10 protein-coding genes are annotated in these 12,686 nt (G+C 43.3%); 1 reads left to right on the top strand and 9 read right to left on the bottom strand.

Features of this window, described 5'->3' with window-relative positions; genetic code table 11:
• Positions 1 to 309: 309 nt before the first annotated feature.
• The 6 genes from glpX to rpoE all read right to left on the bottom strand — a co-directional run bounded on the left by glpX (position 310) and on the right by rpoE (position 6,722).
• Positions 310 to 1,278: a class II fructose-bisphosphatase gene (gene glpX, locus WMZ97_RS05955; protein ID WP_343271170.1), complete on the bottom strand. Its 969-nt coding sequence runs from the start codon at positions 1,276 to 1,278 to the stop codon at positions 310 to 312.
• Between the two features lie 137 nt (positions 1,279 to 1,415).
• Complete coding sequence (locus WMZ97_RS05950; RefSeq protein WP_343271169.1) at positions 1,416 to 2,702, bottom strand: UDP-N-acetylglucosamine 1-carboxyvinyltransferase; 1,287 nt, start codon at positions 2,700 to 2,702, stop codon at positions 1,416 to 1,418.
• 212 nt (positions 2,703 to 2,914) lie between these two features.
• A complete protein-coding gene (fsa, locus tag WMZ97_RS05945; RefSeq protein WP_343271168.1) occupies positions 2,915 to 3,556 on the bottom strand; it encodes a fructose-6-phosphate aldolase in 642 nt (213 codons plus the stop codon).
• A 274-nt stretch (positions 3,557 to 3,830) separates the two neighbouring features.
• Complete coding sequence (locus WMZ97_RS05940) at positions 3,831 to 4,199, bottom strand: response regulator (protein ID WP_343271167.1); 369 nt, start codon at positions 4,197 to 4,199, stop codon at positions 3,831 to 3,833.
• A gap of 193 nt (positions 4,200 to 4,392) precedes the next feature.
• Positions 4,393 to 6,000, bottom strand: a complete 1,608-nt coding sequence (locus tag WMZ97_RS05935; protein WP_343271166.1) for a CTP synthase — start codon at positions 5,998 to 6,000, stop codon at positions 4,393 to 4,395.
• 206 nt (positions 6,001 to 6,206) lie between these two features.
• Positions 6,207 to 6,722: a DNA-directed RNA polymerase subunit delta gene (gene rpoE, locus WMZ97_RS05930; protein WP_343271165.1), complete on the bottom strand. Its 516-nt coding sequence runs from the start codon at positions 6,720 to 6,722 to the stop codon at positions 6,207 to 6,209.
• A gap of 96 nt (positions 6,723 to 6,818) precedes the next feature.
• On the opposite strand from rpoE, the gene WMZ97_RS05925 reads away from it, so the two are divergent.
• Positions 6,819 to 7,484, top strand: a complete 666-nt coding sequence (locus tag WMZ97_RS05925; protein WP_343271164.1) for a hypothetical protein — start codon at positions 6,819 to 6,821, stop codon at positions 7,482 to 7,484.
• 117 nt (positions 7,485 to 7,601) lie between these two features.
• Here WMZ97_RS05925 and icmF read toward each other — a convergent pair whose 3' ends face one another.
• The 3 genes from icmF to WMZ97_RS05910 are packed head-to-tail and all read right to left on the bottom strand — an operon-like array spanning position 7,602 to position 12,673.
• The gene (gene icmF, locus WMZ97_RS05920; RefSeq protein WP_343271163.1) at positions 7,602 to 10,844 is read right to left on the bottom strand and encodes a fused isobutyryl-CoA mutase/GTPase IcmF; all 3,243 of its coding nucleotides are present in this window, start codon (positions 10,842 to 10,844) and stop codon (positions 7,602 to 7,604) included.
• Complete coding sequence (locus WMZ97_RS05915; RefSeq protein WP_343271162.1) at positions 10,831 to 11,499, bottom strand: TetR/AcrR family transcriptional regulator; 669 nt, start codon at positions 11,497 to 11,499, stop codon at positions 10,831 to 10,833. Before WMZ97_RS05915 ends, icmF begins: the two co-directional genes overlap by 14 nt.
• A 34-nt stretch (positions 11,500 to 11,533) precedes the next feature.
• Positions 11,534 to 12,673, bottom strand: coding sequence for an acyl-CoA dehydrogenase (locus WMZ97_RS05910; protein WP_343271161.1), 1,140 nt, complete (start codon positions 12,671 to 12,673; stop codon positions 11,534 to 11,536).
• Positions 12,674 to 12,686 lie beyond the last annotated feature (13 nt).

Raw genomic sequence — 12,686 nt, 5'->3', positions numbered from 1 at the left:
GTAATGCAAGAGGCACCTATAGTTTAGCACCTTATGAGGGCATAGAGCCTATATTTATCCATGCCCTCACAAGGTGCCAATGACAATTTCTTTATCTCGCCTTAACAGGCAGTATGATCCCCCGCTTCAGAATGTTGAGGTGAAGAAAAATCAAGTGGGGGGCCAACTGTATGTCAACGATCCGATTGTATCCTCGGTATGCAGGATACAATCCACAAAGATGTTGCAACTCAGACGACGGAAAACTTAGTCATTGTTTTTTCGTATCGGTTGGGGATAGAAAGACCCTCTGCCGATTAAAGTTTCCCTTTATGATTCGATAACGAGGTTTGGTTTTTTCTGCAGGCTATGTTTGCCATCAATAAAGCGGACTGTCCCGCTTTTCGCCCGCATGACAACCGTTTGTGTAGTAGCCTTTTGGCCTTTAAATTGAACGCCTTTTAATAACTCGCCATCCGTTACACCGGTTGCCGCAAAAATAGCATCGTCACCACCGCAGAAGTCATCCATTGTAAATACTTTTTCTATATCGGTGATACCCATTTCTTTACACCGGTTCTGTTCTTCATCATTAGACGGAATCAATTTCCCTTGGATTTCTCCTCCCAGGCATTTCAATGCAACTGCCGCGAGTACTCCCTCTGGCGCACCGCCTATGCCTAACAGGATATCTACTCCCGTATCATCAAATGCAGTGTTCATCGCCCCGGCAACATCACCATCAGGAATAAGTTTAATCCTTGCACCTGCGTTTCGGATCTCCTCAATCAATTCAGCATGACGAGGCCGATCCAGAACGACAGCAACAATGTCTTCAATAGCTTTTCCTTTTGCATTGGCAACTGCCTGCAAGTTTTCCAAAGTAGTTGCATTAACATCAACCTTGCCAACCGCTTCCGGTCCAACTGCAACTTTTTTCATGTACATGTCTGGTGCATGAAGCAGTTTCTTATGATCGGCGATGGCAATGACAGCAAGCGCATTCCAGGTACCTTGTGCCACAATATCTGTTCCTTCCAAAGGGTCAACAGCGATATCAACACTTGGTCCAGAACCGTTTCCTAATTCCTCACCAATATACAGCATTGGCGCCTCGTCCATTTCACCTTCTCCAATAACAACTGTACCTTGCATTGGAATTGTATCGAAAACAGCACGCATTGCTGATGTCGCGGCATCATCTGCTTCTTCCTTCTTGCCACGTCCCATCCAGCGCGCTGATTTTAATGCTGCTGCTTCTGTTACACGAACAATTTCCATTGTTAAACTTCTTTCCATGGTTTTCCCTCTTCTCTTTATATTTGAATACCCTCATCCATGGATCTCGAAAAGCGAAACGAGCATTGTTGCCCGTTTTTATCTATCGTTGGTTCAGAAACAATTTCTCCATGCAAAACCGGGCGCCTTCGCTTTTGTTACGAGTTTTGAAATTGTTCTATTTCTTGGTCATCCATTTCTTCCCGCCAAACATTTGCACCAAGGTCGGTTAGTTTTTCTGTTATCTTTTGATATCCTCGGTCAATATGTTCCAGGCCGGTTATTTCCGTGACGCCATTTGCTATCAGGCCAGCAACAATCAATGCTGCTCCGGCACGTAAATCGGTTGCCTTGACGCGCGCGCCTTCCAGCTGAACAGGACCAGAAACAATTGCTGATCCACCTTCCACTTTTATTATAGCATTCATCCGCCTAAGTTCGTCAATATGTTTTAATCTGGCAGAATAAATGGTATCAGTTACCACCCCAGTGTTAACGGCCTTCGTCAATAATGTTGTGAACGGTTGCTGAAGGTCAGTTGGAAAACCGGGGTATACCAATGTTTTGATATCGACACTTTTCAGTGGTTGCTTAGCCGCAATTAACAGTTGTTCTTCTCCCTCTTCTACCGTTATACCCATCTCACGCAATTTAGCCAATAAGGATTCCAAATGCTGTGAAATGACATTATCAATAATAACTTCCTCACCAGCCGCAGCAGCTGCAATTGCATATGTGCCCGCCTCAATGCGGTCAGGGATAATTGTGTGCCGGCAACCATGCAGTGATGGTACACCTTCAATACGGATGACGTCCGTTCCTACACCTTTAATCTTTGCTCCCATGTTGGTTAAAAGTGTTGCAACGTCAATAATTTCCGGTTCTTTTGCGGCATTTTCAATAATGGTCTTACCCTTCGCCTTCACGGCGGCAAGCATAATATTAATCGTTGCGCCAACACTAACAACATCCAAATAAATTCTGGCACCAGTCAGTTCCTCAGCTCGCAAATAAATGGCACCTTGTTCATTGGTTACTTTTGCACCTAAAGCTTCAAATCCTTTAATATGCTGATCAATCGGTCTTGGTCCTAAATGACAGCCTCCAGGAAGTCCGATAGCAGCTTGTTTAAATTTACCTAGCATTGCCCCCATAAAATAATACGAGGCGCGCAGTTTTTTCACTTTGCCATTGGGTAACGGCATCGATATCATATGCTCTGGTTTGATATGTACCGTCTTGTCGTCCCATGATACTTCTCCACCAATCTCTTTGAGCAGATCGCCCAAGGTATAAACATCTGAGATCTTCGGCAATCCTTCAATTGTTACCTCAGAGTCAGCCAATATCGCAGCAGGTAAAAGAGCTACAGCGCTATTTTTCGCGCCACTTATCCGCACTTCTCCGTTTAGCCTATGGCCGCCTTCTATTAACATTTTTTGCAATTGGAAAACCCGCCTTTTGAGGTTGTTCAAAACAAATAAAATTTGAACACACACGTTTCATTGATTTATTGTCGAAACACATTACGAAGATGCTGTTTAAGACCACAGGATGCAGGTCGTATCAGCGTTTGCGCACGAAATGCCAGCCCGCCAACATTCCGTGCACCTCCGCTTTTGGTAGTAGTTTGTGCATTTTTTCCATTTTCATGCATTTATTTTACGTTTTTCCAGTCATCAAGAAACTTCTGAATACCTTGGTCGGTTAGGGGATGTTTGACAAGTTGTGCCAATACTTTGTATGGAATGGTTGCAATATGCGCACCATTAACAGCTGCATCGGTAACATGTAATGGATGTCTGATAGATGCTGCAATGATTTCCGTCGCGATTCCATGACGGTCAAAAATTTCTGCGATTGTAGCAACTAAGTCCATACCTTCCTGTCCGATGTCATCCAAACGTCCTAAAAAAGGAGAAACATACGTAGCACCTGCTCTTGCTGCCAATAAAGCTTGGTTAGCGTTGAAAATCAACGTCACATTGGTTTTGATATTTAAATCGCTGAATGCCTTTACCGCTTTAAGTCCTTCCAACGTCATTGGAACTTTCACCGTGATATTCGGAGCAATCGCGGCCAGTTCTTTTCCTTCTTTGATCATTCCTTCTGCATCTTCGGAAATCACCTCCGCACTTACCGAACCGGAGACTTCAGCAGTTATTTCACGAAGACGATCATGAAATGAAACACCCTCTTTGGCAACAAGGCTTGGGTTCGTGGTAACACCTGCTAAGATTCCAAGTGCATTTGCCTCACGAATCTCATCAATATTTGCTGTATCAATAAAAAATTTCATCGTCGATTATCCTCCTTATTTTATATATTCATTAACTTCCACCAGAGCGCCCTTATGCTTGAATAGACAAACAACATTCACTCTGCATTAATTTTACTAACAATATAAGAATACCAATTAGCCACTTAAGGCGCAACAAATGGATGAGTGAAAAAAGTGTTAAAGGCCCTTCATTTTCATGAATTAATTTTAGGTCTGCTTAACCAAAAATGCAATGGATTAACAAAAACCAACCCTGGTACAGGCTGGCTACATTTCTACTATAGGATAAGTCCTAATTATTACAATTTAGTAATTCTCTCGTTATAGCACATATATCATTAATATTAAACGGCTTGGCAACTATTTTTTTGACATTTGGACAGTCTCGTGGCACGTTGGCCAATTCTTCAGCAAGCCCGCTCATAATAATTGCCGGAGTCATAATTTCATCTTGCTTAAGCCTTCTTAGCACCTCTGCGCCATCAATTATTGGCAATTTATAATCCAGTACAATCAAATCGAACGTTTTCTGGTGTAGTTTATCCAGCGCTTCCTTACCTGTTTCCGCTGTTACCACATGATAGCCTTCATTGGCAAACACTTCTCCTAATAATAAGCGAATACCCGGCTGATCATCAACCACTAATATCTCTTTTTCCATAAACGCTACCCATCCCTTATATGTACAATTCTATGTCTCTCAACTATGGTAATTCGCCACAAAATCACCAATATCCTTCTTTTTAAAGAACATATTTTTCTTTAGGGAGGGTATTTTCTACTTTTTTCGTGTCGAATACAGTCGGAAATTCGCTAAATTTAGCGAATTTCCACAGATTCTGTCATGTTATGCATTAGTTTGACTGGTGCTTCATCGCCGCTTCAACAAAACCTGCGAATAAGCGCTGAGCTCTGGTTGGGCGTGACTTGAATTCAGGATGGAACTGACACGCAACAAACCATGGATGATTGTTTAATTCAACGGTCTCCACTAATCGGCCATCAGGGCTTGTACCGGAAAAGACAAAGCCGTTTTCTTCCATCACATCACGATATTCATTGTTAAACTCATACCGGTGACGATGGCGTTCATAGACTAAATCTTCCCCATTATAAGCAGCCTTCGTTTTTGTTCCATCATGCAATTTACATGGATAGCTTCCTAGGCGTAACGTACCGCCCAAATCCGAAATATTTTTCTGCTCAGGCAGTAAATCAATGATCGGATACGGTGTCTCTGGGTCAATTTCTGCAGAGTGTGCTCCTGCTAATCCAGCAACATTACGGGCAAATTCTACCGTTGCCAGCTGCATTCCCAGACAAATGCCGAAAAACGGGATGTTATTTTCTCGTGAATAGCGAATGGCTTCAATCTTCCCATCAATGCCTCGATCACCAAAACCACCTGGAACTAAAATGCCGTCTACCTGTTTTAGTTCTTCTTGCATGGTATCCTGATCAAGCTGTTCGGCATTCAACCAGCGAATATCGATATCGGTATCATAGAGAAAACCGGCATGTTTCAATGATTCCACAACGGAGATATAGGCATCAGGCAATTCCACATATTTTCCAACCAGGCCAATGGTGACCGTCTTCGATAAATGCCGCACTTTATCAACCAATTGTATCCATTCTTCCATGTCAGCCTCTTGACAATCCAGTCCAAAGTGGTCACAGGTGATTTGATCCAAGTGTTGTTCTCTTAAGGCAATAGGCACTTGATAAAGGGTATCGGCATCGCGCATTTCAATGACCGCTTGTTTATTAATATCACAGAACAAGGCGATCTTATCTTTCATATCCTGACTAATTGCATGCTCGGTACGTAAAATAATGACATCTGGCTGAATCCCCAGTGAACGTAATTCCTTCACACTATGCTGCGTTGGTTTTGTCTTCATTTCTCCAGCTGCTTTAATGTATGGGACAAGGGTGCAGTGCAGATACATCACATGGTCCCGGCCAATATCGCTTTTAATCTGACGGATCGCTTCCAAGAAAGGCAATGATTCAATATCACCTACCGTACCGCCAATTTCCGTAATCACCACATCTGCCTTCGTTGCTTGTCCCGCACGAAAAACCTGTTCTTTGATTTCATTGGTAATATGCGGGATCACTTGAACCGTACCACCTAAATAATCCCCCCGGCGCTCCTTGCGAATGACACTGGAATACACTTTACCAGTCGTAATATTACTATATTTATTTAAGTTAATGTCGGTAAATCGTTCATAATGACCTAAATCTAAATCTGTTTCCGCGCCATCTTCCGTCACAAAAACTTCCCCATGCTGATATGGACTCATGGTACCCGGGTCAACGTTAATGTATGGGTCAAACTTTTGAATCGTTACCTTAAGCCCTCGATTTTTCAACAATCTTCCTAATGATGCTGCTGTAATTCCTTTTCCAAGCGATGAAACAACACCGCCTGTCACGAAAATGTATTTTGTCACGGCCAATCCCTCTTTCTTCTATTCTGTAAACCATTTAACGTTGTGATGCTTACCATTAATGTGCGTCAATACAAATCATTTAACCACAGCCCTGTAAAAACGCAAAAAGCGCTCCCCCAATTTGGAGGAACGCTTGAAACATTTATTTAACGAGCCCAATAAAAATAATACCTATGTCGGGTTAAAAAGTCAAGAAGGGGTGTTGATTATTTCTTCACTTCTTCCTCGTCTTCTTCATCATCTTCATCCAAGTCTGCTTCACCAAGCTCGTCATCATCGAACGCTTCGTCATCGTAGTCATCAAAGTCTGCTTCAGATTCATCTGATTCAAAATCACTGGCTACCTCGTCGATATCCTCGTCAACAATGTCAAATTCATCCGCTTCAACCGGTTCTTTTTCCACCTTTTTCTTCTTCTTCGCTTTCTTCTTTTTCTTTGGTTCGGCGGTAATTTCTTCATCAATTTGCTCAACAGGGTACCAGCGTTTTAACCCCCACATGTTGGAACCAAGTGTCATGAACTGGCCATCGATGTTTAAGTCTGTATAGAATTGGGCGATAGCCTGTTCCTTTTGTTTTTCAGTATACCCTTTGATTTCAGCAATTTTTGCAAAGATATCTCTAAAATCAATCGCCTTTTTTTCATCTACCAGAATCAAATTTGCCAAGTCAATCATCGACATGTCAGCCAATTGTTCGTGGCTGTATTTCTTCAAGCTCACGCTAACGCACTCCCTTTTTCTAGTGTTTTAAGACTTTCTTCAAGTCCCATATCTAATCCAACCTATAGTGTTCTTTGGCAATTATAGGTATTTGTTGTGCTTTCAAACGGATGGAAAAAAAGCCAAACGTTATCTCATGAAGTCACATATTCACAATCTTTCATTCTAACCGATTTACATATAAACCATACCATACATTATAAACACATCAAGCCTGAATATGCTAGAGAAAAACGCAAAAATTATGTGCTCCACCTTTTATCGGATTACACCAGCTGCGTTAGAAGAAACATTGATGCAGGGGTTTCGACTAGTTTAGGGAAACACCGGCTTAATTATACGGGCATCAACCTTTTTCCGCAAAACATCGACCGAACTGCGCGGGCATCAACCTTTCTCCGCGAAACATCGACCGAACTGTACGGGCATCAACCTTTTTTCGCGAAACATCAACCGAACTGCGCGGGCATCAACCTTTCTCCGCGAAACATCGACCGAACTGTACGGGCATCAACCTTTCTCCGCGAAACATCGACCGAACTGCGCGGGCATCAACCTTCTTCCGCAAAACATCGACCGAACTTCGCGGGCATCAACCTTTTTTCGCGAAACATCGACCGAACTGCGCGGGCATCAACCTTTTTTCGCGAAACATCAACCGAACTGTACGTGCATCAACCTTCTGAACCGGTGTTGACTTATCATACGGAGGTGAAGTCTTTGGGCGCTGGAGCCGGACATGGCCTATTTTGTAATGAGTAAAATGGAGCCTAATTTTTTGCTTTCTTTTCTTCCAAAAAATACACGCCAAAGCCTATGTAGCTGTGACGTGTATGTTTTCTTACTCTGACTTCTGTTCTCCGACATCTAACCCCTGTATTACATATTCCTCCGATACTGTCCGCCAACTTCATATAATGCGTTGGTAATTTGACCAAGGCTTGCTACTTTGACTGTCTCCATCAACTCGGCAAATATATTTCCGCCGGATGCTGCGACTTGTTTCAATTGTTTCAACGCTGCTTCTACTTTTTCTTGATGGGCATCCTGAAACTGATGTAATTCACTGATTTGATGTTCTTTCTCCTCGTTGGATGCACGGGCAAGCTCCATCGAATCAATCGCTTCATCAGACGGCGGATTCGGGCTTAGATACGTGTTGACCCCAACAATTGGCAACTCTCCGGAATGTTTTTTTCCTTCATAGTAAAGGGATTCTTCCTGAATTTTGCCGCGTTGGTATTGACGTTCCATCGCACCTAATACACCACCACGGTCATTCATGTTTTCAAATTCCTGAAGCACTGCTTCCTCTACCAGATCGGTCAACTCTTCGACAATAAAGGAGCCTTGAATGGCATTTTCATTTTTCGCTAATCCGAACTCCTTGTTAATGATCATTTGGATAGCCATCGCGCGTCGTACCGATTCTTCGGTTGGTGTCGTTATCGCTTCATCGTAGGAATTGGTGTGTAAAGAATTACAATTATCCTGAATGGCCAATAACGCCTGCAGTGTTGTACGAATATCATTAAATTGAATTTCCTGTGCGTGCAGTGATCTGCCGGATGTTTGCACGTGATACTTTAATTTCTGACTCCGCTCGTCAGCACCATACTTATCCCGCATCGTCACGGCCCAGATCCGGCGGGCAACCCGGCCAATCACTGTATACTCTGGATCCAGCCCATTGGAAAAGAAGAAGGATAAGTTTTTGGCAAACTTGTTGACATCCATTCCCCGGCTCAAATAATACTCGACATAGGTAAACCCATTGGCAAGTGTAAAGGCTAGCTGGGTGATTGGATTAGCACCAGCTTCAGCAATATGATAGCCGGAAATCGAGACCGAGTAATAATTCCGCACATTTTTATCAATGAAATATTGCTGGATGTCCCCCATCATCCGTAATGCGAATTCCGTTGAAAAAATACACGTATTTTGTCCCTGGTCTTCTTTTAAAATATCCGCCTGCACGGTACCGCGTACAACAGCCAATGTATCGTCTCTTACTTTTTCGTATTCTTGGCTGTTTGGTTCGCGACCGTTTTTTTCTTTAAATTTCGTCAACTGTTGATCAATCGCTGTGTTGAAAAACATCGCCAAAATGATTGGTGCCGGACCATTAATTGTCATCGAAACCGATGTTAATGGATTGATTAAATCAAAACCGGCATACAGCTTCTTCATATCCTCCAACGTACAAATATTAACGCCACTTTCGCCGACTTTTCCGAAAATATCCGGTCTGTGCGCAGGGTCTTCTCCGTACAGAGTTACTGAATCAAATGCTGTAGACAGGCGCTTGGCATCATCATTTTTTGATAAATAGTGAAACCGACGATTCGTTCGTTCTGGCGTTCCTTCACCAGCAAATTGTCGGGTTGGGTCTTCCCCTTTACGTTTAAACGGGAATACCCCTGCCGTAAATGGGAAAGCTCCAGGAACATTTTCCTTCAACAGCCAGGTTAAGCGTTCACCCCAGTCGATGTACTTTGGAAAGGCAACTTTTGGAATCTTTAAGCCGGAAAGCGATTCTGTTACGATGTCCATTTCAATTTCTTTGCCACGAACAGCAAATGTCATTTTATCTTTACCATAATTTGCTTTCGTTTCATCCCAGCTGTCAAGCAGCTTTTTCGACCGCGCATCGAGCGCTTCCTCGAGCGTGAGGATCTTTTCGTTAATCGCCGATACCGTATCTTCTCCATCGAGCATTTCCTTTACCCCATCAAGCTGGTAAAGCTTACTTGCCGTTTCGCTTTGCCGCTTAACATGCGCATGATAATTACGTACATGGGTCGCAATTTCCCGCAGATAATGGCGACGCTCGTTCGTGATAATCATGTTCTGCTTTTCGGCAATCGTATTCCGTGCAAAATCAACTTCTGTATTCCAATCATATTTCTCGTTTAATGTGTCAACAATGGATGCAAATAATGCGTTGGTGCCAGCATCATTAAACTGACTGGCGATCGTGCCAAATACCGGAAATGTAGTTGGATCCTGATGGAACAGCATATGACTGCGTTCGTACTGTTTTCGTACTTGATTTAACGCGTCCTCGGAACCTTTTTGTTCAAATTTATTAATCACGATAAAATCGGCATAATCGATCATATCAATTTTTTCTAGTTGGGATGGGGCACCGAACTCTGCCGTCATGACATACATAGATAAATTGGTAACATCCGTAATTGCCGCGTTTCCCTGCCCAATACCACTTGTCTCCACAATAATAAAATCGTATCCAGACGCCTTAACAACCTCGATCGCATCCTGAATCGCTTTGGATAATTCCGTACTGGAGTCACGTGTTGCCAATGATCGCATATATACTCGATCGGTAAAAATCGCGTTCATGCGTATCCGATCACCAAGCAATGCCCCGCCCGTTTTTCGCTTCGTTGGATCAATCGAGATAATAGCTATTTTTTTATCTGGAATTTCGTGAATAAAGCGACGGATTAATTCATCGGTTAAAGAACTTTTGCCAGCACCGCCTGTTCCCGTAATCCCAAGCACTGGCGTATCCTCTATCGTCTTTTCCTTAATCGACTTTAGAACCGCCTGCTTTTCCTGATCATCCACGTCATTATTTTCCATGTAGGTAATAAATTTCGCGATGGCTCCGCGATCTCCAGCAAACAATTTCTGCTGATCCTTTTTGATGTTCATTGGCGGGATAAAATCACATTGCTCCAGGATGCGGTTGATCATGCCTTGCAGTCCATATTTTCGGCCATCCTCCGGGGAAAAGATCCATGTCACCCCATAATCGTGCAATTCCTTGATTTCCCGCGGGATAATCGTTCCCCCGCCACCGCCAACAACCTTGATATGATCAGCGCCAAGTTCCTTCAATAAATCAACCATGTATTTAAAATACTCCACATGTCCACCTTGATACGACGAGATAGCTATCCCCTGCACATCCTCCTGAATAGCAGCATGAACTACCTCTTCGACCGAGCGGTTATGCCCTAAATGAATGACTTCTGCACCGCTGGATTGCATAATGCGCCGCATGATATTAATCGATGCATCGTGTCCGTCAAACAAACTGGAAGCTGATACAATACGAACTGGATTCTTCGGATAATACACCTCAGGACTCTCCATACAATAAGCCTCCCTCTACTGATTTTTCCTCACGCTTTTCTCTTGCAATATTTAAACTGTTCAACAGATAGTTAATTTGCCCATCTGTATACGCTTCAAGTGTAAATTGCTTTTGCAGGATCCATCTTCTGAACGCCCACATCTGACCTTGCACAAAAATATTGTTAGCCAGGAGTTCTGCATCCTGCTTCGGTATGGCATCAGGCAGGCAGGTTGTTAACGCTCGCTCTAAGATTTGAACCATATCCCGTTCTTTGCGAATGACATAATCTCTTGATTCCTTTTTCAATGATTTTACCTCTTGGTACAGGATCAGAACCTCCTCCTGTAAATCATCCATTACCCGGAAATACGACCGCATGACTGAAATGAAATTTTCAATAGATGGGGAGGCTAAATCAATAATAGCTTCCAGCTGAATCCTTACTTGGTGATAGATCGAATCGAGAACCAAGAATAAAATATCTTCTTTCGTTCGGATATATTCGTACAAGGTACCAATGCTAAAGCCTGACTCCTTAGCAATTTCCCGTGTCGTTGTCCGATGGAATCCCTTTTCCTTAAAGAGGGTGATGGCGCCTTGGATCATTTGCTTGCGCCGCTTTTCAATCAATACCTGGTCTTTTACAGAAGAAAGAATTTGCTTATCACCCATAAAACTTCTCCCTTCCCATTTAATTTCTGCGTCATTATTTTGTGAGCATTCTTCCAATTACTAAACGTTGTACTTCATTCGTTCCTTCATAGATTTGTGTGATTTTGGCATCCCGCATATAGCGCTCAACCGGGTAGTCTTTCGTATAGCCATAACCTCCAAATACCTGCACTGCTTCGACAGTCGTTCGCATCGCCGCATCACCGGCAAATAATTTGGACATTGCGGACGCCTTTCCGTAAGGCAGCCCCTCTGACTCCAGCCATGCAGCCTGATAGGTTAACAGACGGGCAGCTTCCACCTCGGTTGCCATGTCAGCTAACTTAAAGGAAATGCCTTGATTATGGGCAATTGGTTTACCAAACTGCTCTCGTTCTTTTGCATAAGCTACAGCTGCATCAAGTGCTCCTTGTGCGATTCCTAACGCCTGGGCAGCAATTCCATTTCGGCCGCCGTCTAGCGTGGTCATAGCAATTTTAAAGCCTTCTCCTTCTGTGCCAAGCATGTTTTCTTTGGGAATGCGGCAGTTTTCAAAAATAAGTTCAGTGGTAGGCGAGGAACGGATGCCTAGTTTTTTCTCTTTTTTGCCAAATGTGAAGCCGTCTGTTCCTTTTTCCACGATAAAGGCACTGACACCTTTATGTTTGGCCTCCGGGTCTGTTTTGGCAAAGACAAGATTAATATCAGCGACACCGCCATTGGTAATCCATACTTTATTTCCGTTTAATACATAATCATCACCATCGCGTTTCGCAACGGTTTTCATGGAGGCAGCATCACTTCCTGCACCTGGTTCGGACAACGCATAAGCACCCAGCGCTTCTCCTGTTGCCAATCGAGTCAGGAAGGTTTTCTTTTGTTCTTCATTTCCATATTTGTAAATCGGCCAGCTGCATAGTGAAAGATGCGCAGATAGCGTTACTCCTGTTGATGCACACACCCGTGATAATTCTTCCACCGCGATAACATAACTGACAAAGTCCGAACCAATCCCGCCATATTCCTCTGGCCATGGAATTCCAGTCAGTCCAAGTTCCGCCATCTTATCAAAAATCCCGCGATCAAATCGTTCTGCTTCATCACGTTGGGCAGCAGATGGTTCTACATCCTTTTTAGCAAAGTCCTGCACCATTTTTCGCAGCATTTCCTGTTCTTCGGTTAGTTGAAAATTCATTGTTCCATCCTCC

It is taken from the genome of Lentibacillus songyuanensis (assembly GCF_039548255.1).
Taxonomy (GTDB): domain Bacteria; phylum Bacillota; class Bacilli; order Bacillales; family Amphibacillaceae; genus Lentibacillus_C; species Lentibacillus_C songyuanensis.
The sequence above is the reverse complement of the archived record's forward strand: the minus strand, read 5'-3'. Positions and strand labels throughout refer to the sequence as shown.